The sequence below is a fragment of the Pseudosporangium ferrugineum genome, assembly GCF_003002065.1.
Taxonomy (GTDB): domain Bacteria; phylum Actinomycetota; class Actinomycetes; order Mycobacteriales; family Micromonosporaceae; genus Actinoplanes; species Actinoplanes ferrugineus_A.
Map to the genome: position 1 here is coordinate 34,893 of NZ_PVZG01000028.1, position 23,286 is coordinate 58,178.

At 71.1% G+C, this 23,286-nt stretch carries 22 protein-coding genes and 1 pseudogene; 11 read left to right on the forward strand and 12 right to left on the reverse strand.

The window, feature by feature from the left end; translation table 11 throughout:
• Positions 1-22: 22 nt before the first annotated feature.
• Positions 23-808, reverse strand: a complete 786-nt coding sequence (locus tag CLV70_RS34850) for an LLM class F420-dependent oxidoreductase (protein WP_106130882.1) — start codon at positions 806-808, stop codon at positions 23-25.
• Positions 805-1,764 (reverse strand): alpha/beta hydrolase, encoded by a 960-nt coding sequence (locus CLV70_RS34855; protein WP_106130883.1) that lies wholly within the window; start codon positions 1,762-1,764, stop codon positions 805-807. The genes CLV70_RS34850 and CLV70_RS34855 overlap by 4 nt, the downstream gene beginning before the upstream one ends.
• A 108-nt stretch (positions 1,765-1,872) precedes the next feature.
• On the opposite strand from CLV70_RS34855, the gene CLV70_RS34860 reads away from it, so the two are divergent.
• On the forward strand, positions 1,873-2,436 hold the full coding sequence (locus CLV70_RS34860; RefSeq protein ID WP_106130884.1) for a TetR/AcrR family transcriptional regulator: 564 nt from the start codon (positions 1,873-1,875) through the stop codon (positions 2,434-2,436).
• A 24-nt stretch (positions 2,437-2,460) separates the two neighbouring features.
• On the opposite strand, the gene CLV70_RS34865 is transcribed toward CLV70_RS34860, so the two are convergent.
• Positions 2,461-3,249, reverse strand: a complete 789-nt coding sequence (locus tag CLV70_RS34865; protein ID WP_106130885.1) for a bestrophin-like domain — start codon at positions 3,247-3,249, stop codon at positions 2,461-2,463.
• A 106-nt stretch (positions 3,250-3,355) separates the two neighbouring features.
• Between CLV70_RS34865 and glgX the strand changes: the two genes are divergently transcribed.
• Genes glgX through CLV70_RS34885 form a run of 4 tightly spaced genes read left to right on the forward strand, consistent with a single transcriptional unit; the run spans position 3,356 to position 9,736 of the window.
• On the forward strand, positions 3,356-5,428 hold the full coding sequence (glgX, locus tag CLV70_RS34870; protein ID WP_106130886.1) for a glycogen debranching protein GlgX: 2,073 nt from the start codon (positions 3,356-3,358) through the stop codon (positions 5,426-5,428).
• A 24-nt stretch (positions 5,429-5,452) separates the two neighbouring features.
• Positions 5,453-7,624: an AGE family epimerase/isomerase gene (locus tag CLV70_RS34875; protein WP_211304009.1), complete on the forward strand. Its 2,172-nt coding sequence runs from the start codon at positions 5,453-5,455 to the stop codon at positions 7,622-7,624.
• Positions 7,621-9,123 carry a GMC family oxidoreductase gene (locus tag CLV70_RS34880; RefSeq protein WP_106130887.1) on the forward strand — a complete coding sequence of 501 codons (1,503 nt, stop codon included), beginning with the start codon at positions 7,621-7,623 and terminating at the stop codon, positions 9,121-9,123. Before CLV70_RS34875 ends, CLV70_RS34880 begins: the two co-directional genes overlap by 4 nt.
• A 10-nt stretch (positions 9,124-9,133) precedes the next feature.
• On the forward strand, positions 9,134-9,736 hold the full coding sequence (locus CLV70_RS34885; protein WP_106130888.1) for a DJ-1/PfpI family protein: 603 nt from the start codon (positions 9,134-9,136) through the stop codon (positions 9,734-9,736).
• Between the two features lie 44 nt (positions 9,737-9,780).
• On the opposite strand, the gene CLV70_RS34890 is transcribed toward CLV70_RS34885, so the two are convergent.
• From CLV70_RS34890 to CLV70_RS34900, 3 genes are all read right to left on the reverse strand, one after another.
• On the reverse strand, positions 9,781-9,939 hold the full coding sequence (locus tag CLV70_RS34890) for a hypothetical protein (RefSeq protein ID WP_158277903.1): 159 nt from the start codon (positions 9,937-9,939) through the stop codon (positions 9,781-9,783).
• The gene (locus CLV70_RS34895; RefSeq protein ID WP_106130890.1) at positions 9,933-10,457 is read right to left on the reverse strand and encodes a phosphoribosyltransferase family protein; all 525 of its coding nucleotides are present in this window, start codon (positions 10,455-10,457) and stop codon (positions 9,933-9,935) included. Before CLV70_RS34895 ends, CLV70_RS34890 begins: the two co-directional genes overlap by 7 nt.
• A gap of 190 nt (positions 10,458-10,647) precedes the next feature.
• Positions 10,648-10,917, reverse strand: a complete 270-nt coding sequence (locus CLV70_RS34900) for a DUF1876 domain-containing protein (RefSeq protein WP_106130891.1) — start codon at positions 10,915-10,917, stop codon at positions 10,648-10,650.
• Positions 10,918-11,196: 279 nt separating this feature from the next.
• Between CLV70_RS34900 and CLV70_RS34905 the strand changes: the two genes are divergently transcribed.
• Positions 11,197-12,078 (forward strand): universal stress protein, encoded by an 882-nt coding sequence (locus CLV70_RS34905; protein ID WP_106130892.1) that lies wholly within the window; start codon positions 11,197-11,199, stop codon positions 12,076-12,078.
• 344 nt (positions 12,079-12,422) lie between these two features.
• On the opposite strand, the gene CLV70_RS34910 is transcribed toward CLV70_RS34905, so the two are convergent.
• Positions 12,423-12,773 (reverse strand): DoxX family protein, encoded by a 351-nt coding sequence (locus tag CLV70_RS34910; protein ID WP_106130893.1) that lies wholly within the window; start codon positions 12,771-12,773, stop codon positions 12,423-12,425.
• Positions 12,774-12,868: 95 nt separating this feature from the next.
• On the opposite strand from CLV70_RS34910, the gene CLV70_RS34915 reads away from it, so the two are divergent.
• The gene (locus tag CLV70_RS34915) at positions 12,869-13,375 is read left to right on the forward strand and encodes a MarR family winged helix-turn-helix transcriptional regulator (RefSeq protein ID WP_106130894.1); all 507 of its coding nucleotides are present in this window, start codon (positions 12,869-12,871) and stop codon (positions 13,373-13,375) included.
• A 15-nt stretch (positions 13,376-13,390) separates the two neighbouring features.
• Here CLV70_RS34915 and CLV70_RS34920 read toward each other — a convergent pair whose 3' ends face one another.
• Complete coding sequence (locus CLV70_RS34920) at positions 13,391-14,503, reverse strand: M24 family metallopeptidase (RefSeq protein ID WP_106130895.1); 1,113 nt, start codon at positions 14,501-14,503, stop codon at positions 13,391-13,393.
• Between the two features lie 70 nt (positions 14,504-14,573).
• Here CLV70_RS34920 and CLV70_RS34925 point away from each other — a divergent pair, with 70 nt between their 5' ends.
• On the forward strand, positions 14,574-15,128 hold the full coding sequence (locus tag CLV70_RS34925) for a hemerythrin domain-containing protein (RefSeq protein ID WP_106130896.1): 555 nt from the start codon (positions 14,574-14,576) through the stop codon (positions 15,126-15,128).
• Between the two features lie 19 nt (positions 15,129-15,147).
• Here CLV70_RS34925 and ctaD read toward each other — a convergent pair whose 3' ends face one another.
• Entirely contained in the window at positions 15,148-16,896 is a 1,749-nt protein-coding gene (ctaD, locus tag CLV70_RS34930; RefSeq protein ID WP_106130897.1) for an aa3-type cytochrome oxidase subunit I, read from the reverse strand.
• A 125-nt stretch (positions 16,897-17,021) separates the two neighbouring features.
• On the opposite strand from ctaD, the gene CLV70_RS34935 reads away from it, so the two are divergent.
• Both CLV70_RS34935 and CLV70_RS34940 read left to right on the forward strand, forming a co-directional pair.
• Positions 17,022-18,452 (forward strand): alpha/beta hydrolase, encoded by a 1,431-nt coding sequence (locus CLV70_RS34935; RefSeq protein WP_158277904.1) that lies wholly within the window; start codon positions 17,022-17,024, stop codon positions 18,450-18,452.
• 183 nt (positions 18,453-18,635) lie between these two features.
• Entirely contained in the window at positions 18,636-19,109 is a 474-nt protein-coding gene (locus CLV70_RS34940; protein ID WP_106130906.1) for an Hsp20/alpha crystallin family protein, read from the forward strand.
• Between the two features lie 106 nt (positions 19,110-19,215).
• Here CLV70_RS34940 and CLV70_RS34945 read toward each other — a convergent pair whose 3' ends face one another.
• On the reverse strand, positions 19,216-20,253 hold the full coding sequence (locus tag CLV70_RS34945; protein ID WP_106130899.1) for a polysaccharide deacetylase family protein: 1,038 nt from the start codon (positions 20,251-20,253) through the stop codon (positions 19,216-19,218).
• Between the two features lie 372 nt (positions 20,254-20,625).
• Between CLV70_RS34945 and CLV70_RS34950 the strand changes: the two genes are divergently transcribed.
• Entirely contained in the window at positions 20,626-22,185 is a 1,560-nt protein-coding gene (locus tag CLV70_RS34950) for a GGDEF domain-containing protein (RefSeq protein WP_106130907.1), read from the forward strand.
• Between the two features lie 76 nt (positions 22,186-22,261).
• Here the strand turns inward: CLV70_RS34950 and CLV70_RS34955 are convergent, their stop codons facing one another.
• On the reverse strand, positions 22,262-22,972 hold the full coding sequence (locus tag CLV70_RS34955) for an SDR family oxidoreductase (protein WP_106130900.1): 711 nt from the start codon (positions 22,970-22,972) through the stop codon (positions 22,262-22,264).
• Between the two features lie 68 nt (positions 22,973-23,040).
• Positions 23,041-23,286 (reverse strand): annotated as a pseudogene (locus tag CLV70_RS40600) (hypothetical protein); the annotation flags it as partial.

A 23,286-nucleotide genomic window follows, 5' to 3' on the forward strand; every position in this document is an offset into this window, starting at 1 on the left:
ACGAATGGTGGTGCGGGCGCGGTCACAGGCTGTCCCGCCAGCGGAGCAGGCGCCGGACGCCGTCGAGGTCCCGCCGGCCCCGGGCGCCGCCCTGGAAGATCCGCACCCCCATCGCGTGGAACTCGTCCAGCGCGGCGTGGCCGGTCACCCCCCACGGGCCGGAAACCGTGACACCGACCTCGATCTCGTCGGCGTTGCGGCCCACCCGACGGCACCAGTCCTCGAGGACGCCCAGCTTGCGGCGCAGCGTGGCGGCGTCGGACATGCTGTGCCAGATGTCGGCGTGCTCGGCGACGATCCGCAGGGTCTTGCGCTCGCCGCCGCCGCCGACCAGCACCGGGATGTCGCGCGGCGGAGCGGGATTCAGCCGTTTCCACCGCGCCTTGATCCGCGGCAGGTCGGCCGCCAGCGCGTCCAGGCGGGAGCCCGGGGTGCCGTACGGGTAGCCGTACTCCTCGAAGTCCCGGGCGGCCCAGCCCGAGCCCGTCCCGAAGATGAACCGGCCACCGGAGATGTGGTCGACCGTGCGGGCCATGTCGGCCTGCAGGTCGGGGTTGCGGTACGCGGTGCAGTTGACCAGCGGCCCGAGGGACACCCGCGAGGTCTGCTCGGCGAGCGCCCCGAGCATGGTCCACGCCTCCAGGTGCGGGCCGTCCGCGTGGCCGAAGATCGGGAAGAAGTGGTCCCAGTTGAAGACGATGTCGACGCCGAGATCCTCCAGCGCCCGGACGGTGTCGCGGACCTCGGCGTAGTCGCCGTACTCGTTGGTGATCTGCACCGCGACGCGCGCCGGGACGTCGGCCTTCATCGGAAGTGGCGGACGATGGCGTCGAGGAACCGGGCGGAGGCGCGCCGGGACGTCTCCGCCTCGGGGGCGAAGGACATGAAGGCGTGATAGGCGCCGGGTACGAGGTCCAGCTCGGTCGGCACCCCGCTGCGGATCAGGGTCCGGACGTACCGCAGCGCCTCGCCGGCGAGCAGGTCGAGCTGCCCCACCACGAGGTACGCCGGAGCCACCCCGGCCACGTCGGTCGCCCGGGCGGGTGCCGCGTACACCGGCACGTCCGGACCCGCGACGGCCTCGCCGAGGACCGACTGCCAGGCGAAGCGGTGGCTCTGCGCCGTCCAGACGAACTCGCCCGCGTACGGCAGCGGATCCGGCTCGGCGTCGGTCGCGGTCCGGTCGTCGAGCATCGGGTACTGCAGGAACTGCGCCGACAGGGCCACCTCCCCGCGGTCGCGGGCCAGCAGCGCCAGGCCCGCCGCGAGCCCGCCGCCCCCGCTCTCCCCGGCGACGGCGATCCGCCCGGCCGGGAATCCCAGCTCGGCGGCGGAGGCGTGCAGCCAGGTGAGGACCGTGTGGCAGTCCTCCAGGCCGGCCGGGTACGGGTGCTCGGGCGCGAGCCGGTAGTCCACGGCCACCACCACGCATCCCGCGGTGTGCGCGAAGTGCCGGCTCTGGGCGTCGTAGCCCACCGAACTGCCCATGATCTGCCCACCGCCGTGCAGGAAGATCAGCGCCCCGCGTGCGGTCCCGCCGGCGGGTGTGTGCACCCGTACCGGAATCGTCGTCCCGTCGGCGCGCGGCACCTGGCGCTCGACGGTCGTGACGCCCGGCGCGTCCGGCGCCGCCAGCGTCAGGGCGTCGACCGCCGGGCGGAAGCCGGCCAGCGTGGCCGCCGACACCCCGAACGGCGGAACCCCCTCCAGCGCGGCCAGCAACTCCGGTTCGACCTGGTCCTTGCTGCTGATAGTCGATCCCACGGCACTACTCCTCGATCGGATGCCGCCGCATGTCAGCGACTGACATCAGACGCTAGCACGCGATGTCAGCCGCTGTCATGAGGCGGTGGGATCACTTACACTCGGGCCGTGGGTAGATGGACACCGAACGCCCGGGGGCGGCTGGAAGCGGCGGCGCTCGAGCTCTACGAGCAGCACGGCTACGACCAGGCCACGGTCACCCAGATCGCCGAGCGGGCCGGGCTGACCGAGCGCACGTTCTTCCGGCACTTCACCGACAAACGCGAGGTCCTCTTCGGAGGAGCTCAGCTCCTGCAGGACCACCTCGTCCAGCGCGTCGCCGACGCCCCGGCCTCCGCCGCGCCGTGGGAGGCGGTCACCACGGCCCTCGGCGGCGCGGGCGAGGTCTTCCCCGCCGACCGCGAGTCGTCCCGCCAGCGTCAGCGCGTCATCGCGGCCCACCCCGGCCTGCAGGAACGGGAGCTCATCAAGCTCGCGACCCTGTCCGAGGCGCTGTCCGGTGCCCTGCAGCGGCGCGGAGTTCCGGCCCGTACGGCCCAGTTGACCGCCGACACGGCGATCGCGGTCTTCAAGGCGGCGTTCACCCGCTGGCTGGAGATGCCGGAACGGCCGGACTTCGCCGCCCTGATCCAGGAGGCCGTCGAGGAGCAGCGGACGGTCGTGGCGGGATAGTGCCGCCGGTCGCCGCGCGAGGCCCTACCGCCTCGCCCGCAGGTCGGCGATGACCTGTTCGTAGGCGTCGGGTGTCACGGCGAACGATCCGTAGTACGGGTAGTTCATCTCGATGATGAGAAACAGATTGGTGGCGATGACGGCGCTGCACAGGACCAGCAGGATACGGCGCAGCACGTTGTCGTCGAGCCCGAAGAACAGGCTCATCGCGATGATGACGGCGGTGGACAGCAGCACGCCGAGCCACATCACATTGGACATTCGCTGGTCGTGCGCCTCGGCGTCGGAGTCGTGGTGGTAGGCCTCGGCCTGGCCGATCCGCGTGACGGCGTCGAGGACGAAGGCGCGCTGGGCCTCGGTGGTGGCCTGTAGCGCGCCGACGGTGGCGGTCAGCTCCCCCAGATCGGCGGTGCGCCGCCGCTCCGGTCCCTGCTCGCGGCGGGTGTGCCAGTCGGTGACGATGTCGGTCTCGTAGCGGACGACCTCGTCGGTGATCCGCTGCTGGGTCGCGGGGCCGAAGACCGCGCCGGCCGGGACGAGGGCGGCCAGGTTCGCGGCCTCGTCGCGGGAGTTGTCCTTCGCGTCGGTGTAGCCCTCCCAGAGGGAGACCACGCACAAACCGATGACGATCGCGTACGCCACGCCCACGACCGAGACGATGACGCCGGTGACCTCGTTGTGCGGCCCGAGCCGGGAGTGCGGCAGGGTGCGGCGGACCAGCCGGTCCAGCCCCAGGGTGGCGGCGGGGAGCGCGAGGATCAGCACGGTTCCCACCAGCCACGCCGGCACGTCCTGTACGAGCCACAGTTCCATTTCTCCACGGTATGCACGCGAGCCGGTCCACGGCCGAATACCCGAAACGCCGATCAGAACGTGAGCGCGTTGCTACGGTCGGTCGTGCTCGCCCGAGGAGGTCACGATGAGCGTGCAAGCCGCGGGACTGGATCCGGTCCCGGTCGATTCCGGGCCGTACCGCACCTCTCGAGGAAGGCATCATCCGCTGGGCGCCTGCCCGGACGACGGCGGGGTGAATTTCGCCGTCTTCTCCGAGCACGCCACCGCGATGCAGTTGATGCTCTTCGAGCGGCACGACTCGACGGAGCCGTACCAGATCATCACGCTCGATCCCGAGGCGAACCGCACGTTCGCCGTCTGGCACGTGCGCGTCGAGGGGTTGCCGGCTCCCGCGTTCTACGGGCTGCGGGTCTTCGGCCCGGAGAACGTCCCGGGCCTGCGGTTCGACCCGGACAAGGTGCTGATCGATCCGTACGCCCGGGGGATCAGCCGCACGCTGTGGGATCGAGGTGCGGCCTGCCGGTCCGGTGACAACGCCGCGCTGTCGCTGCGCTCGGTGGTCGTCGACACCGGCGGCTACGACTGGGAGGGCGATGCGCCGCTGGGACGGCCGATGGAGGACCTCGTCATCTACGAGACCCACGTCGGTGGTTTCACCCGGTCGCCGTCCTCCGGGGTCCGGCGGCCCGGCACGTTCGCCGCGGTGGCGGAGAAGATCCCGTACCTGCGGGAGCTCGGGGTGACCGCGATCGAGCTGCTGCCGGTCTTCGACTTCGACGACAGCACCGGGCACACGAACTACTGGGGCTACAGCACCGCCGGGTACTTCGCCCCGCACGCCGGCTTCTGCGTGGCTCCCGAGGCCGGAACGCACGTGCGGGAATTCCGGGACATGGTCAAGGCCCTGCACGCGGCGGGCATCGAGGTGATCCTGGACGTCGTGTTCAACCACACCGACGAGGGCAACCAGCTCGGGCCGCTGTTCTCCTTCGCCGGTCTGGATAACCCGAACTACTACTACCTCGACCCCGGCGACCCCAGGTACTACTACGACTACTCCGGTTGCGGCAACACGCTGATGGCGAACCACCCGATCGTCACGAAGATGATCGTGGACTGCCTGGAGTACTGGGTACGGGAGATGCACGTCGACGGCTTCCGGTTCGACGAGGCCGCCGTGCTCACCCGCGGCGCCCGTGGGGAGCTGCTCGACGAACCGCCCGTCGTGTGGCAGATCGAGTTGTCCGAGACGCTCGCCGACACGAAGATCATCGCGGAGGCGTGGGACGCGGCCGGCGCGTACGAGGTGGGCCGGTATCCGGGATACCGCTGGGCCGAGTGGAACGGCCGCTACCGGGACACGATGCGCCGCTTCGTCAAGGGGGACCCGGGAATCGTCGGTGACGTGGCCACCCGGCTGACCGGCAGCGCCGACCTCTACCAGCCGCGCGGGCACCGCCCGATCAACAGCGTCAACTTCATCACCTGTCACGACGGCTTCACGCTCGCCGACCTGGTGTCGTACGACGTCAAGCACAACGAGGCCAACGGCGAAGGTAACCGGGACGGCAACGACGACAACGCCAGCTGGAACTGCGGCGCCGAGGGGCCGACCGACGATCCGGAGATCCGGGCCCTGCGGATCCGGCAGATGAAGAACTTCGCTGCCCTGCTCCTGCTGTCCCGCGGGGTACCGATGCTGCTGGCCGGCGACGAGGTCGGCCGCACCCAGCAGGGCAACAACAACGCGTACTGCCAGGACAACGAGATCAGCTGGCTGGACTGGTCGCTGGCCGGTACGAACGCGGAACTGCTGTCGTTCTGGCAGCGCATGATCGCCTTCCGGCGGGCCCATCCGAGCCTGCAGCAGCCGGTCTACGACCGGCCGTCGGTCTCCTGGCACGGCACCCGGCTCGACCAGCCGCGGTGGGACGATCCCGACGCCCGGGCACTCGCCTGCACGCTGAGCGGCATCGACGGCGACGCAAGTCTGCACATCATCGCGAACATGTACTGGGCGCCGCTGGACTTCGAGCTTCCCGCTCTGCCGGGACTCGACTGGGCCCGGGCGGTCGACACGTCGCTGGCCACCGGCGCCGACGTCGCCGAGCCCGGCGCCGAGCCGGTCGTGGACGCCGCGACCTGCACCGCCGGCGGCCGCAGCGTCATCGTCCTGATCTCCCGTCCGTCCGACTGAGCGGACCCGCCGAAAGAGGACCCTGTGCCGAACACCCTGGATTTCACGTTCTCCGACCTTGTCGCCGGATACGTCATCAGCGCCGACCCGGAGAACGGGCGCTTCGAGATGAACACCTCCGACGGGCGGCCGTTCGTCGTGCAGCTCACCCCGACCACCACCGCGGAAATGCTGCGCAACCTGGGCGACGCGTACGTCGACGCCACCGCCCAGCTGACCGGGATGCTGGAGCACGGCCGGCTCCTGCATGCGTACGGCGTGTTCTATCCGTCGGACTCCGACGCGGGCACGGCCTTCGAGGCCAAGCACATCCTGCTCTTCGGCAAGGCGGCCGACGAGCTCAAGTTCGAGTCGCCGAGCTGGTGGAGCCAGCAGATCCGCAAGCTCGCCGACTTCTACCTCGACAGCGAGTTCGGCATCGGGGCGACGACCTTCGACTACCGCGGCTACACGACCGACCTGACGATGGAGGGCGCCAAGACCGCGACCACGCGCCAGGAGACCGACACCATCTCGAGACTGGTGTACGGGCTGGCGACCGCGTACCTCATGCACGGCGACGACCGGTACCGCGACGCCGCGGCGGCCGGTGCCCGATACCTGATCGACCACCTCTGTTTCGTCGACCGCACCGAGCGGATCGCGTACTGGTATCACGCGTTGATGCTGCGCCCGGACGGCACCGAGGTGAAGATCTTCGCCTCGGAGTTCGGCGACGACTTCGACGCGATCCCGTGCTACGAGCAGATCTACGCGCTCGCCGGGCTCACCCAGGTGTACCGGATCACCGGCGACCCGAAGCTGCGCGAGATCATCGACATGACGATCGCGATGTTCCATCGCTACTTCGAGGACAAGACCAGCTACCCCGACGGTACGCCGCGCCGGGGCTACTACTCGCACATCGACCCGGTCACGTTCGACCCGCTGAGCCCGGCACTGGACGACGGGATCCGGTCCAACCGCGACCGCAAGAACTGGAACTCGGTCGGCGACCACATCCCGGCGTACCTGATCAACCTCTTCCTGGCCACCGGCGAGCAGAAGTACGCCGACGAGCTGGAATCGTTGTGCGATCAGATCACCGAGCATTTCCCGGACTACGACAGCAGCCCGTTCGTCCAGGAGAAGTTCTTCGGCGACTGGAGCCCGGACCACCATTACGGCCAGCAGCAGGACCGGGCCATCATCGGGCACAACCTCAAGATCGCGTGGAATCTGACCCGGGTGAACAACCTGCGGCCGAAGGCGGAGTACGTGGCGTTCGCGAAGAAGATCGCGGGGCTGATGCCGGGGGTCGGCATGGATCCGCAGCGCGGCGGCTGGTACGACATGATGGAACGGCACACCGCGCCGGGACAGCGTTTCCACCGCCTGGTGTGGCACGACCGCAAGGCGTGGTGGCAGCAGGAACAGGGCATCCTGGCGTACCAGATCCTCAACGCCGTCTACGGCGACCCGCTCTACGCGAAGTACGCACGGGAGAGCTCCGCGTTCTACAACGCCTGGATGCTCGACACCCAGGCCGGCGGCGTCTTCTTCAACGTCCTGGCGAACGGCAACCCGTTCATGCTCGGCGGTGAGCGCAGCAAGGGCTCCCATTCGATGGCCATGTACCACAGCGCCGAGCTGTGCTATCTCGCCGCGGTGTACTCCAATCTGGAGAACCGGCAGCAGCCGATGGATCTCTTCTTCTCGCCCGGTCCCGGAGCCTTCGGCGGGGTCCTGCGCGTCGCCCCGGACCTGCTGCCGCCGAAGACCCACAAGATCATGCAGGTCTGGGTCAACGGCCACGAGCACGCCGACTTCGACGCCGAGGCGCTCACGGTGACGCTTCCGCACAGCACCGAGCCCCAGCAGGTCCGGGTGCGCCTCACCCCCGCCGGCTGCACCTTCAGCGCGGACACCCTCGGCATCTCCGCCGGCGTCGCCCGGATCTCGCTCGCCGGATCGCTCGGTGCGAACCAGGTCGGCGTGCTGCGCGACCAGGTGGACGAGGCACTCGACGGCGGCGCCCGTACCGTCGTCCTGGAAGCGGGGGACCTGGTCTATCTCGACCCCGAGGCGGTCCGCTACCTCGCGACGGCCAAGCAGCACCGCGACTTCCAGTTGACGGTCACCGGCGCCCGGGGCCAGGTGGCCGAGGAGCTGCGGGCCAGCGAACTCGACCAGGAACTCGCCCGGAGCACCTCGTGAACTACGACCACATCGTCGTCGGGTCCGGGTCGGCCGGCACCGTCCTGGCCACCCGGCTGTCGGAGGACCCGGGCCGGTCGGTGCTGCTGCTGGAGGCGGGCCCCGACTTCCCGGACCCCGGCCTGCTCCCGCCGGACCTCGCCTCGGCGGCGACGGTGTCGGTCGTCGACCACGACTGGGGCTACCGCGCCGAGGCGGTTCCCGGCCGGACCATCGAGTACGCCCGCGGCAAGGTCACCGGTGGCTGCTCCGCGGTCAACGGGGCCATCGCGCTGCGGGGCCTGCCCGCCGACTTCACCGAGTGGTCCGAGCTCGGCAACGACGACTGGTCCTGGGACCGGGTCCTGCCGTACTACCTCAGGATCGAGAACGACCAGGACGTCGAGGGGCCGCTGCACGGCAAGGACGGACCGACCCCGGTCGTACGCTTCAAGCACGACGAACTCGTACCGTTGCAGAAGTCGTTCCTGGACGCCTGCCTCGACCACGGCTTCGGCTACGTGGCCGACCACAACGATCCGGCCAGCACCGGCGTCGGCCCGATCCCGATGAACCGGCGCGGCGGGCTGCGCGTCTCGACGGCGATCTCGTACCTGAGTCAGGCCCGCAACCGGCTGAACCTGACGATCCGGCCGAACACGCTGGTGCACCGGGTGCTGTTCGAGGGAACCCGGGCCGTCGGCGTGGAGGCGGAGGTCGACGGCGTGCTGCAGCGGGTCCACGCCGGCCACGTCACGCTGTCGGCCGGTGCCGTCAACACGCCGGCGATCCTGCTGCGCTCCGGGGTCGGCCCCTCGGCCCACCTGCGGGAGCTGGGCATCCCGGTCGTGCTGGACCGGCCGGGCGTCGGCGCGAACCTCATCGAACACCAGCAGATCACCGTCGGGATCATCCCCAGCGACGGGGTGGCCCAGCCCACCGACCCGGACGTGCAGGTGATCGCCCGGTACACCGCGCCGGGCACCGACCGGTTCAACAACATGCAGCTCTATTTCGTCAGCCGCTACGTACCCATCACCCACCGGCCGATCAGCGTGATGAGCGTGCTGCAGAAGCCGGACTGCCGCGGACGGGTCTCGCTGACCACGACCGACCCGCACATCCAGCCGGACATCTTCCTCAACTCGTACGGCGAGGCCTCCGACCGCAAGGTCGCCCTCGACGGTGTCCGGCTCTGCTGGGAGATCGCCACGTCGAAGCCGATCTCCGAACTCTCCGCGGGCATGGCCGACACCCTCACGGAGCGCGAGCTCGACGACGACGAGGCGCTGCTCAGCTACGTCAAGCAGCACTCCGCGACGCTGTGGCACCCGGTCGGCACCTGCCGGATGGGCGGCTCCGGCGACCCCGGCGCCGTGGTGGACCAGCACCTCGCGGTCCACGGCCTGGACGGCCTGAGCGTCGCCGACGCCTCGGTGATGCCCGCGCACGTCAGCGCCAACCCGAACCTCACCTGCTTCGTCATCGGCGAGCGGGCCGCCGGATGGCTCCGGAACTGAAGGGACAACCATGAAGATCGGCGTCCTGATCGAAGACCACTTCGACCAGACCGAGTACCGTGCGTTCAACCGGTACTTCCCCGAGCAGGGCTTCGAGGTCGAGTACCTGTCGCACCTGTGGGGACAGCAGCAGCTGACGTTCGGCAGCAACCCGGACAACGGCACCGTCGAGGAGCACGTCACGGTGACGGCCGAGGTGGCCACGGCCGTGCCCGGCGACTACGCCGGAATCATCCTGATCGGTGCGTACGCGATGGACCGTCTGCGCTACCAGCCGGAGATCGCCGGCCCCGGCGCCCGCAACAAGGCGCCGGCGGTCGAGTTCCTCCGCCGCGCCCTGGCCACCCCGAACCTGCGAATCGGCACGATCTGCCACTCGCTGTGGCTGTTCTGCGCCGACCCGGACCTGCTCCACGGCCGCCGGGTGACCTGCGCCCACAACATCGTCTGCGACGTCGAGAACGCCGGCGGCGTCGTCGAGTTCGACGGCCGTTCGACGGCGGACCTGGTCATCGACGGCAACCTCATCTCGGCACGCCACCCGGACGTCACCGACCGCTTCATGGCCACCTTCCTGTCGGAGATCAACGCCGGGGCGGCCGTCGCCTCCTGAGGGGCTTCGATCCCTGTCCGGCGCCGGGGCGGCGGACGGCGCCGTCACGCCCGCACCGGGCCGGCCCGCCGCGCCGCCCGGTCCAGAACGAGGGCGAGTTCCTCATCGCCCAGGGGCGGCAGGTCCCGATACGCCTGACCGACGGTCACCAGCCCGTGCAGGCGGTGCAGGCACACCACCCCGTCCGCTTCGCCGTTCACCATCGTCGCGGCGTCGGGACGCGCCACCGGGACAGCCACGACGACCTCGTCCGCTCCGCGGCACGGGCCGACATGCACGCTACCCGCGCTGTGGCACCGGTTGCCATGCCGTCGTCCACGATCAACGCGGTGCGTCCCACCAGCGGCTCCGGCCACCGGTCGCTGCGCAGCACCGCGGCGCTGCGCTCGACGGCGGTCCGCGCGATCCGCTGCGCGCGGTGCAGGCCCTGCCAGCTCACCATCCGGGCCTTGATCCTGTCGATGTCCACCACGGTCAGGTCGTCCTCGCTGACCGCCCCCGCGACCAGATCGGGGCAACCGGGCACGATCACACGGCGGACCACCACGACATCCAGTGGCGCGCCGAGCTCGCGGGCGACCTCCGCCGCCACCGGCACACCGCCTCTCGGCAGGCCGAGCACCACGATGTCCGGGCCGCGAAGGTACGAGAGGGCGGTGGCCAGGCGGCGGCCCGCCTCCGGACGGCTGGAGAAGAGCGGACCTGAGGATGACAGAGTCATGGCACACCTCCGACGGGCGCCGCGGCAGCGGGCTTCCTCCCTCCAGCAGACGCGCCCGGCGTCTCGGTGCGGAAGGGCCGCCCAGCCCCGCCGATCGGGCCCCCGGCCCCGAAGCCACCGGCATCGGTGGATCGCCGGTCCTGGTGTCCGCCGGCTGCCGGTCAGCCGACCAGGAAGCCCGGGCCTGCCGTCAGGACGTCAGGTGCACGGGCCGGTGGGTGAACTGCTCGATGTCGCCCGCCGCCACGTCGAGAAGCTTGTACGCCAGGTCCGCGAGGGCTCGGGCGGTGGCGAGTTCGTCACCGATCTCCGGCACCTCCCGATCGGACGGCCGGCGGCGGGCCTGCCCCTCGCCGCGGATCGTGTGGGTGCCCCGCAGAACCGCAGCGGCGCGGGTCAGGCGGTCCTCCTCGTGCTCACTGATGTTGACCTCGATCGTCCAGGTCCGTACGTGTGCCATGGCGCACCTCCGTCGAGCTGGATTCCGGACTCCTCCATCCCACGCCTGAGAGCAGCTCTTCTCCAGGGCCGGAAGCCCTCTGCCGTGGTGCCTGACCAGGAGTGAGTCCCGGCACGGTCTGCCGACCGGTTGTGGTGACCATCGGCCCTGCCGCCGGCACCCCGGGCGGAGCATCGTTGTTCCCGGCGCCGCCGGACTCCGGCCCCGGCATGACCCGCTGCGGAGACCGTGGTCCGGACGGTGCCGGTCCCGCATCGGACACCCGAGAGGATGAGGGCTATGGAGAGCGTCGCAGGCGCTCCTGTGGTCGTCGGCGTGGACACCTCCACCCGCAGCCACGACGCCGTGGAACTGGCGGCGGCCGAGGCGGCCCTGCGCCGTCGGCCGCTGCGGATCGTGCATGCGTTCCTGTGGCCGCTCGTACGGCTCGGCGTGCCACCGTCCTCGCCGTACCCGGCTCTCGACGCCTTCCGGGACGAGGCGCGCAGCCTGCTCGTGGAGGCGGAGCGCCTGGCCGGCAAGATCGCGCCGGGCACGGCGATCACCTCGGAGATCGTCACGGATCTTCCCGTGCCCGCGTTGCTCGCGGAGAGCCGGCACGCCGACCTGCTCGTGGTGGGCAACCGTGGCGAAGGCGGCTTCAGGGGGCTCGGCCTGGGCTCCGTGGCGGGGCAGACCGCCACGCACGCCTCCTGCCCGGTGCTCGTGGCTCGTGGCCGTGCCGAGGCGGCAGGGCCGGTCGTGGTCGGCGTCGATGGCTCCGCGACGTCGCAGCATGCGGTCGAGTTCGCCGCGCGAGAGGCCTCCTACCTGGGCTGTTCCCTGGTCGCCGTACACGCCTGGGGCCTGCCCCCGACCATCGCCTCCGGCGAGCTGGTGCCGCTGGGCATCGAGCTGGCGGCGGCCGAGGCCGAGGAGGAACGCGTGCTGGCCGAGGCGCTCGCGGGAACGGCACAGGACCACCCCGACCTGGTGGTGCAGCCGGATCTGCACCGCGGCTCGGCCTCGCGTGCGCTGCTGGGCTGGTCACGCCGGGCCCGCATGGTCGTCGTCGGCAGCCGGGGCCACGGTGGATTCCCCGGTTTGCTGCTCGGCTCGGTCGGGCAGCACCTCATCTCCCATGCGGCGTGCCCCGTCGTGGTGGCGCGGACGGCCGGGTGAGGCTGATTCGTGTGCCGGTTCGCCGCGGTCAGGGCTCCCGGGCGCGCCGTTCCGAAAATCCCTCGGCGCGGCGCCGATGCCCCGGACTTCGCCGTCCTGATCCGTGAGGCCGTCGGCGAGCAGGAAGCCGTCGTGTGCGGGCGCCCGCACCGGTACGCCCACACCCCGACGGCGCGGTGAAAGCACCGCACGTCACTCTCCCGCACGGATACGACGGTCTCTCGCCGGCACGGTGACAGTCCTATGACAACTGTCGCGACGCCGTGGGGCCCGACGGCCTTCGTCGTCCGCGCTTCAGCGCGGGGGAGTGCCGCCCGCCGCCGGGCTCGATGCCGGGAGCTTCGCTAGACGGTTGCGAGGCCCAGCACCACCGGAGCCACCGCGACGACCATGATCGCGGCCGGTGTGCCGACGCCCTTCCGGTCGCCCGCGCGCAGATGCGTGACCACGGCGCCCACGAAATAGAGCACGACGCCGACCGCCGCCGCGATGCCGAGCGGGCGGTAGGCGATGCCGGCGAGCAGCCCGAGCGCCCCCGCGATCTTGACGAGGCCGAGGGGAAGGAACCAGCTGTCCCGCACGCCGAGCGCCTTGAGGGTCTCGATGATCTTCGGATCGCGGGTGATGTCGGCGCGGGCCGACATGAGCAGCACCAGCGACAGCAGGACGGCGACGACGACATAGGCGATGAACACGGGAGCTCCAGGGAAGAAGGTTGGTCATTGCCGATAATGTAACCAACTCAATGATTTAGAGCAAGCAACGATATCCCGCTTGATATGGTCGGGGCATGGCCTCACGCTCGGGTGCAAGTGCAGCCCCCATCGACACCGCGGACCCCGCCTACGTCGACCCGGAGTCGCGCCTCTCCGTGCTCCTGGCGCGGCGCGGAAGCAGCACCGACGCGCGCATCCGTGAGGCCCTCACGACCTCCGGGGTCACCCCGCGCCATGCGATCGTGCTGATGCGCCTCGGCGGCGGTCAGGTCAGCCAGCGGGATCTCGGCGTCCGGCTCGGTGTCGACCCCAGCGTCCTGGTCACCCTGCTCAACTCCCTGGAGGACCGCGAACTGATCCGGCGACGCCGGGATCCGGCCGATCGGCGCCGCCACATCGTCGAGATCACCGATGCCGGCGCCCGGGCCGCCGCCAGGCTCGATGCCGCCTTCGGCCGCGTCGAGGACGAACTCTTCGCCGACCTCACCGCCCAGGAACGCGAGACTCTGGGCTCCCTGCTGGCCCGGGTTCGCACCGCCCAGGCCGACCCCTGCGCCGTCGCGCCGGACGCCGGCCCCTGAAGGCGCCCACAGGGGTCACAGGTGGACGAGGTCGGTGGAGGTCGTGTTCAGGCGGCGTACGCCGTCGGCGGTGCAGACCACGATGTCCTCGATGCGCGCGCCGTGCCGGCCCGCCAGGTAGATGCCCGGTTCGACCGAGAACGCCATGCCCTCGCGCAGCGGTTCGCTGTTGCCGGCCACGATGTACGGGTCCTCGTGCGTGTCCAGCCCGATGCCGTGGCCCGTACGGTGCAGGAACGCGTCCCCGTACCCGGCGGCCGTGATGGGCTCGCGGGCGGCGGCGTCCACCGCCTCGGCCGGCACGCCGGGCGCCACCGCCGCGACCGACGCGCGCTGGGCGGCCTGCAGGACGGCGTAGGAGTCGGCGAAGCCGGGCGGGGGCGTGGGGCCGAGGACGTACGTACGGGTGCAGTCGGAGCGGTATCCGCTCGGCATCGTGCCGCCGATGTCGACCACCACGGCGTCGCCGGGCGCCAGGACCCGGGCGCCGCTGCTGTGGTGAGGGCTGGCGGCGTTCGGGCCGCCGGCGACGATGACGAAGTCGGTGCGGGCGTGTCCGGTGTCGCGGATGGCCGCGGCGATGTCCTCGGCCACCTCGGTCTCCGTGCGCCCGGGGCGCAGCCAGCGGTGCATCCGGCGGTGCACCTCGTCGATGGCGGCGCCCGCCTCGGCCAGCGCGGCGATCTCGGCCGGTGACTTGACCGCGCGCAGGGCGCCGAGCACCGGCGCGGCCCGCTCCCAGCGGATCGCGGGCAGGCGGTCCTGGAGGCGGAGCAGGTGGGCGGCGGGCATCGCGTCGACCACGCCGATGCGGCCCGTCCCCGGGAGCAGGCCGGCCAGCAGGTCGTGCGCGTCGGCCCCGTCGGGATAGTCGGCCAGCCGTACGTCCAGGGCGCCGGCCGGTGCCGCCTCGGCCGCGGCGCGTTCGAGCCGCGGGACGATCAGCGTGGCCGGGCCGTCGGCGGGCAGCACGAGGCAGGTCAGCCGTTCGAGCGGCATGGCGTCGTAGCCGGCGAGGTGGCGCAGGTCGGAGCCGGGCGTGACGAGCAGCCCCGCCCAGCCCCGCGCGGCGGCGGCCCGGCGCGCCCGGTCCTGCCGGTGCTGGAGTTCTTCGGCGATCCCGCTCATGCCGTCACGTTATCCGCATCCCGTACGGGGTAGTCGGCAGCTGTTCGCACCACGCCCTGGAGGAGTTTCGATGACCAGCAAAGACGTGATCGACGTTCTGACCGCCGACCACCGCGACGTCACCGCCCTGATCGGCGAGATCTGGACGATCAGGGACGCGATGATCCGGCGGGACCTGACCGACACGGCGATCAGCGAGCTGGTGCGGCACGCCGTCGCCGAGGAGATGTACGTCTACCCGGCGATGCGTAAGCACCTGCCCGACGGCGACAAGGCGGTCGAGCACGACGTCGAGGAGCACAAGGAGCTCGAGGCGGCGATGAAGAAGCTCGAGGCGCTGGACGTCGAGAGCACCGAGTTCGACGACGCGCTCCGCTCGCTGGAGGCGATCCTCGCCGACCACGTGCGGGACGAGGAGTCCGAGCAGTTCCCGCAGCTGCGCCGGCTGATCCCGGAGGACGAGCTGGTCGAGCTGGCGGGCAAGGTCGAGACGGCGAAGAAGCTGGCGCCGACCCGCCCGCACCCGGGTGCGCCCAACAGCGAGCTGTTCCACAAGCTGGTGGGTCCGGGCGTCGGCCTGGTCGACCGGCTGCGCGACAAGCTGACCGGGCGCGCCACCGGCTGAGCCCGGGCGGCGTACGCCCTCAGCCGTCGGAGCGGTCCTCGCGATACCTGGCGCCCGCATCCGACTCGCTGCTCAGGGGGCGTGCGCCGCCCTCCGGCGGCCCGGCGGCGGACTGTACGCCGGCCGCCAGCTCGGGGAACTTCGCGTCGAAGGCGGGCCGCTCCGAGCGGATCCTCGGCATCCGGTCGAAGTTGCGCAGCGGCGGCGGCGACGAGGTGGCCCACTCCAGCGAGTTGCCGTGCCCCCACGGGTCGTCCACGGTGACCAGTTCGCCGGCCCGGTAGGACTTCCACACGTTGTAGAGGAACGGCAGGGTCGAGGCGCCGAGGATGAACGAGCCGACGGTGGAGATCATGTTTAGCGTGGTGAAGCCGTCCGTGTCCAGGTAGTCGGCGTAGCGGCGGGGCATGCCCTCGGCGCCGAGCCAGTGCTGGACCAGGAACGTGGTGTGGAAGCCGAGGAAGGTCAGCCAGAAGTGGACCTTGCCGAGGCGGTCGTCGAGCATCCGCCCGAACATCTTCGGGAACCAGAAATAGACGCCGGAGAAGACCGCGAACACGATCGTGCCGAACAGTACGTAGTGGAAGTGCGCGACCACAAAGTAGCTGTCGTGCACGTGGAAGTCCACCGGCGGTGAGGCGAGCAGGACGCCGGTGAGCCCGCCGAACAGGAACGTGACCATGAACCCGAGCGCGAACATCATCGGGGTCTCGAAGCTGATCTGGCCGCGCCACATCGTGCCGATCCACACGAAGAACTTCATGCCCGTCGGTACGGCGATGAGGAAGCTGAGCAGGCTGAAGAACGGCAGCAGCACCTGGCCGGTGGCGAACATGTGATGGGCCCACACGCTCATCGACAGTCCCGCGATCAGCAGGGTCGCGCCGACCAGTCCCTTGTAGCCGAACAGCGGTTTGCGGCTGAAGACCGGCACCACCTCGGTGATGATGCCGAAGAACGGCAGCGCGACGACGTACACCTCGGGGTGGCCGAAGAACCAGAACAGGTGCTGCCACAGCATGGGCCCGGCGGTGTCGACGTCGAAGACGTGCGCGCCGAGGATGCGGTCGGCGGCCAGCGCGAACAGGGCGGCGGCGAGGAACGGGAAGATGGCGATGACCAGGACGCTGGTCAGCAGGATGTTCCAGGTGAAGATCGGCATCCGGAACATGGTCATGCCCGGCGCGCGCAACGTCAGGATCGTGGTGATCATGTTGACGCCGCCGAGGATGGTGCCGAGGCCGGACAGGGCCAGCCCGACGACCCACATGTTGCCGCCGACGCCGGGGGAGTTGGTGGCGTCGCTCAGCGGCGCGTACGCGGTCCAGCCGAAGTCCGCCGCCCCGCCGGGCACCAGGAACCCGCCGAGCGCGATGGTCCCGCCGAACAGGTACAGCCAGTAGGCGAACGCGTTGAGCCGCGGGAACGACACGTCGGGCGCGCCGATCTGGATCGGGACCACGAAGTTGGCGAACGCGAAGACGATCGGCGTCGCGAACAGCAGCAGCATGATCGTGCCGTGCATCGTGAACAGCTGGTTGTACTGCTCCGGCGACAGCAGCTGCATGCCCGGACGGGCCAGCTCGGCGCGCATGAGCAGCGCCATGAACCCGCCGATCATGAAGAACACGAACGACGTGACCAGGTACATGATCCCGATCTGTTTCGCGTCCGTGGTGCGCAGGGTCCGGGCCAGCGCCGAGCCGCGTACCTGGCGGCGCACCGGCCAGGGGCGGCTGACGATCGGTTTCGGTACGAGCGCGGTCATGGCGCCCTCCGTGGGGAGACGGCGGCTTCCGACCGGCCTGACGTTACGCCGGTATGCCGGGAAAGTGCCAGGCCCTGAATCGACGACCGCCGTTGCCGTTGCCCGCGACCGGTACGGTGCGGCGCATGTCGATCCGGGTGCTGCGGTGGTCCGTGCCGGTCGCCGGGGTGCTCCTGGTCGTGGCGGGGCTGCTCGTCCTCGGGCGGGCCGGCGACGGGCTGCGCACCGGCTCCGTGCGGGCCGAGGGCGTACCGATGGAGATCGTCCGGCCGGACACCGACGGCCCGGACCGGCCCGCCGTGGTCGTCGCGCACGGCTTCGCCGGGTCCGGGCGGCTGATGCGGCCGTTCGCCGACACCCTGGCCCGCCGCGGCTACGTGGTCGCCCTGCCCGACCTCGCGGGGCACGCCGCGAGCCCGCGCCCGCTCACCGGAGAGGGCGACGTCGACCGCGACCTGGACGCCGCCATCCGCTCCGTGCGGGCCCTGCCCGGCGTCGACCCGGCGCGCGTGGTCCTCGTCGGCCACTCGATGGGCGCCGCCGCCGTCGTCCGCGCCGGCACCCGCGACCGGCGCATCGCCGCGACGGTGGCGATCTCCCTCGGCGACGACGCCGCCGCGGCGGCACGACCGGGCCCGCGGCGGCTCCTGCTGCTCCTGGGCGCCCTCGAACCGGCCGGCATCGGGGCCACCTCGGAAGCGGCGGACGGCGACCGCCTGGTACGCGTCCCGCTCGTCGAACACATCGGGGTGCTGTACGCCGACCGTACCCATCACGAGACGGCCCGGTGGCTCGACCAGGCCGTCGGGAACCGCCCGGAGCGACCGGTGATCGCGGCGAAGCGGCGCCTCGCCGCGGGCGCCCTGCTGCTGACGGGCATGCTCCTGCTCGTCCTCGCCGCCACCGGCCGCCGCGCCCGCCGGCTACGCCCCGCCCTGCCCGCCCGCGGGACCTGGCCGGCGATCGCCCTGGGAACGGCAGCCGCCGCACCGGCCGGACTCGCCGGCGGAACGGTGCTGTGGGCGACGATGCAGGCAACGGTCTGCGGTTACGTGATCGGCTACTTCGCCGGCGCCGGCACGGCCCTGTCGGTCGCGGCCATGGTGATCCGCCGGGGCACCGGCCCGCGACTGCGCCTCCCGTCGTGGCGGTCGGCGGCCTCCGCGGCGGCCCTCACCCTCGCCGGCCCCGCGGCGGTGGTGATCCCCATCCACCTCGGCCTCACCTCGGCCGTGCCGTACGGCGCCCACCGGACCCTGCTGATCCTCCTGGCCGCCGCGACCGCCCTCCTGCTCGCCGCGGCCCACGCCCTGGCCGGCCCACCGTGGAGCGCGGTCGTGCTCGCCCTGGTGTGCACCCCGCTGCCGCTCGCGGCGGTGATCGGGGCGGCGCCGGGCTTCCTCGCCCTGGTGACCCCGCTGATAGCCGGCCTGCTGGCACTGCACCTGCTGGTGGCGGGCTGCGCGTGGCTGGGCGGAATCCCCTGGTGGCGCACGGTCGCGGCGGGCGCGCTGACGGTCGCCTGGCCGGTGGCGACCGCCCTGCCGATCGCCTGAATTTTTTTTGCCCGAAACCCTTGGCACTCCCGGCGGGGGAGTGCTAAATAATGAGATGTCGCTGCTGCTCCACCGCGGTGATGGACCACCACGGAGGCAGCCAGCGCCCTCGGCAGAACTGATCTTTAGCCGAGCGCCACGAGTCCGCCGGAGAGGCCGGCGGACGGTCTCGAGGAGGTGTCCGTGGTGCTGACTTTCGATCCTTTCCGCGAGCTCGACCGCCTGGCCGGGCAGATGTTCGGCACCGGTTCCGCTGTCGGCGGCGCCGCCACCCTGGCGATGCCGATGGACCTGTACCGGTCCGGTGACCACTTCGTGCTGCACTGCGACCTCGCCGGGATCGACCCCGGCTCCGTGCAGGTGGACGTCGACGGGCGGGTGCTGACGATCCGGGCCGAGCGTTCCCCGCGTACGGATGAGGCCGTGCAGTGGCTGCGCCGGGAGCGGGTGACCGGCACCTTCGAACGACGCCTGACCCTCGGCGACGGGCTCGACCTCGACAAGATCGCCGCCACCTGGCAGGACGGCGTGCTGACGCTGACCATCCCGGTGGCCGAGGCGGCGAAGCCGCGCCGCATCGAGATCGCCACCGCGGGCGGCGGGCGCCCGGTCATCGAGTCGTCGGCCTCCGAGCCGGCCGCGGCGTCCCGATCCTGACCGCGCGCCGATCCTGAGCCCGCGCAACGGATTCTGAGCCCCGTGCACCGCAAGGGCCGGGCGGGAGATGCTCCCGCCCGGCCCCTTCTCCCTCTCGCGGAAGGTCTCAGCCCGCCCGGCAGGCCAGCGCCGGCCAGGTCCAGTCGCCGCCGTGCTGGATCGTGAAGCCGAACGTGTTGCCGCTGCCGTTCGGCCGCGCCGTCATCACGAGGCCGCTGGAATCCCAGGACACCGACGCGTTCCAGGTGGCGATGATCTTCTGGGGCGACCGTACGGTGACGGTCACGGTCCAGTTGTTGGTGCCGGACACCGCGACCTGGCCGTTGAAGCGGTCGTTCCACTTCTGCCCCTCGCTGAAGGTGGCCGTGCAGGAGCCGCCGCCGGGTGCCGGAGTGGTCGGGCCGCCGCCGGAGCCGCCGTCGGGGGCCACGGCCCGCCCGGTGCTCGCGGAGATCATGCCGGCGCACAGGCCGCGGCTGGTGAGGCCGGAGACGATCTGCGGGATCGCGGCGATGGTGGTGGCGTACTGGTCGTGCATGAGGATGCTCTGGCCGTTGGTGAGCCGGCTCGCCGCCTGCACGATCTGCGCGGTGCTGGCGCCGTTCCAGTCCTGCGAGTCGACGTCCCAGGTCACGGTGCGCAGGCCCAGCGCGGACGCGGCCGATTGCAGCGTGGAGTTCGTCTCGCCGTACGGCGGGCGGAACAGCACCGGCGTGCCGCCGCCGGCGTTCTGGATGGCCGACTGGGTGCGCGACAGCTCCGAGGACATCTGGGCGGAGCTCAGGTTGAGCATGTGCGGGTGGGTGTAGCTGTGGTTGGCGACCCACATGCCGGCGGAGCGCTGGGCGGCGACCAGCGAGGGGTTCGCGGCGGCGTTCTGGCCGACGTTGAACAGCGTGGCCCGCACGCCCGCCTGACGCAGCGCGTTGAGCAGGTTGTTGGTGTTGTTGGGGTTGGGCCCGTCGTCGAAGGTCAGCGCCACGTAGCCGTTGCTGCAGTCCGCGGCCGCCGCGGAGTCCTGCTGCCCGGCGGCGTCGGCGGCGCCGGCGCCGGCGACGAGGACGCCGACCGCCGCGGCGATGATCGCGGCCCAGCGGTGCCTGGTCCGGGGCCGGCCGGCTTCGTCACGAGCATGTCTGGTCATGGGTGCTCACCTTCTCGTGGGGGATCGCCGATCGGGGGCGGGCGCGCGCCATCGGCGGCCCGGCCGGACGGCGGACGGGGCGGGGACGATGGGGGCTGATCGACGTTCGTCGCTGCCCCATTGTTGGAGCACGGAATCGGCATCGTCAACACCTGATTTCCGGAAGTTTTCAGAGCTGTTACGGCCTCCCACTCGGTGTGTATTCCTGATATGCACGTTCGTGTGAGGCGGCTCAAGACCGAAAATCTCGGTTATCTACCGGTAGGCGCGGTCGGGCATGATGGCCCTGCGCACGGGAACCCTCACGTACGCGCGACGACGACCGACGTTATGGTCCGACAGAGCACCGCAGGCACGAACGGAGGTGACACCGTGGCGTCCGAGCGCCTGCCCGCCGTGGTGTCGCCGTACGGTCCGTATGCGGGCATGGCTCTGCACGTGCACGACCTGACCATCCGCGGGCATCACTCCGAGACGCTCGTCGCCGCCGAACGTGCCGAGGCGATCCTGCGCATCCTCGGCGACGACCGCACCCGCCGGGTCAGCCGCCTCGGCCGGATGTACGCGCTCAGCGCCCTCGGCCGCGTCGACGAGGCCCTGCGCGTCGGTGAGGAACTCGCCGCCGACGGGGCCGCGCTCACCGGCCCGCGCAGCACCGACGCCAAGATCCTCGCCGACACCGCCCGCATGCTCATCCAGGCCGGGCGGATGGACGACGGCCTGCACCGGCTGGCGTACGCGATGGCCATGCTCGACGTCGCCCCCCGCAAGAGCCTGCGCTACTTCTCGGCGATGGCGTCGCTGTGCGAGTCGGCCAAGTCGGCGGAGCTGTTCGAGCTGGCCGAGGTCGCCATGCTCAACGCGCTCGACGCCTTCGACACCCCCGACGACCTCTACCGCTCCTCGGCCGAGCTGCAGTACGCCGAACTCCTGATCGAATGGGCCCTGCGCCTCGAGCAGGTGCAGCGCGACGAGGAAGCCGCCGTCCTGGTCGACAAGAGCATGGCCATGCTGCGGTACTGGATGGAACGCGCCGTCGACTCGCCGCTGGGCATGGCCCTGCTCGCCGTCTGCTACGCCAAGACCGGCCTGCACGCCGAGTCCCAGACGATCGTGGACGAGCTGCTGCTGCGCATGCGCGGGGAGGGCCAGGACCACGAGGCCCGCCTGCTGCACCTGGCGCACGGCCTCAACCTTCGCGCGGCGGGGGAGCTGCGGGCCGCCCGGCGCGAGTTCCTCGCCGCCGACGAACTGTGCGTCCGGCCGTCCCAGCGGCTGATCTTCCAGTACGAGCTGGCCGTGACCGCGACCCGGGACCAACCCGGAGAGGCCACCCGTACGGTGCTCGCCGCGCTGCACAGCCACATCCGGATGCTCTGGCAGCTGCGGCTGGACCGGCGCACGATGCTGCAGCAGGCGTACCGCCGGGTCGAGCTCGAGGCGGCCCGCACCACGGCCGACCTCGCGGCCACCTCCGACGCGCTCACCGGCCTCGGCAACCGCCGCCTCTTCGACCGCCGCATGGTCTCGGCCGGCGATGCGGGCAGCACCCTGCTGCTCATCGACGTCGACCGCTTCAAGGACATCAACGACGCCTTCTCCCACGGCGTCGGCGACCGCGTCCTGGTGGAGATCGCCGCGGTTCTGCACGCCCACACCCGGCACGGCGAGGCCGCGGTCCGCTTCGGCGGCGACGAGTTCGCGGTCTTCCTGGAGACCAGCGAGCACGAGGCCCGCCAGGTCGCGGAACGCATCCGCCAGGTCGTCCTGGCCCGCGACTGGAACGCGATCGCCCCCGGCCTGCGGGTCACCCTCAGCATGGGCCTGGCGGCCTGCCGGCCGGGCGAAACGGGCCGGGACCTCTACGACCGGGCGGATTCCCGCCTGTACGCGGCCAAGCGCGCCGGCCGCAACAGACTCGCCGCCGCGTAGCAACCCCGCCCGCCGGGCCTTGCACTCGATCGAGTACGGCGGACGGGTGGTGCTCGCTCCCGTCCGCCGCCTCACCTCACTTCTGCGCGAAGATGTCGTACGGGTTGCTGTAGTAGGCCTTGGGGTCTCCGGCGAGAGAGGCCTTCGCGACGCGGGTCCACTCGTCGGCGAGCACCTCCCAGGCGCCGGCTTCGAGGCCGTCGAGCCCCGCCTTCACGATCACGGAGGCGTGCGCCTTCGGGACGTCGTAGCCGGCTGTCATATCGGTGTCGGCAGCACCGAGGTGCAGACCGGTGACGTGTGTCCCCTGCCCGGCCAGTTCGAGACGCACGCCGTTGGTGAGGCTCCACTGGGCTGATTTCGAGGCCGCGTACCCGCCGGAACCGTCGAATCCGATCCAGGACAGTGTCGAGAGCACGTTGAGAATGCCGCCGCCGGCCAGTTGCGGCGCGAACGCCCGGATGACGGAGAGGGTGCCCCAGAAATTGATGTCCATCTCCCGGTGGAGACCGTCGAGGTCACCGGTGACGAGGCCGGAGCCCGTGGCCACCCCGGCATTGTTCACGAGCAGGTTGACGTCGCCGGTGGCCTCTGCGGCCGCGGCGACCGAGGCCGGGTCCGTGATGTCCAGGGACAGGACCTCCACTCCGGGAATGTCCACGAGTTCGGGCCGGCGGGCGGTGGCATACACCTTGGTGGCACCGCGCTCCAGCAGTTGGACGGCAAACTGGCGGCCGAGGCCGCGGTTCGCGCCGGTAACAAGCGCAATAGTTCCTGAGATCTGCATGCCGGTACGCTAAGACTTGACATTAATGGCAAGAGCAAAGAAATGTGGCGGTGGTCACTGAGCTGATCTCAACAAGATCCGGTTAGGTGTTTGTATTCGAAATGGGTCAGGTGCAGCGCGGCGGCGACGACATCGCCGATCCGGCGAGGGCTGATCGTGGTGCGGCGCAGGGCTTTCCAGCGTCCGACGAGGATGGCGAAGCCGCGTTCGCCCTGCCAGCCTCGATTCGTCAGAGGGATTTGATCCCCTCCCGTCCGTTTCGGCTTGACCGTTTTGTCCCTCGTTAGTGGGTGCGGGTCGGCCGCGTGACGTTG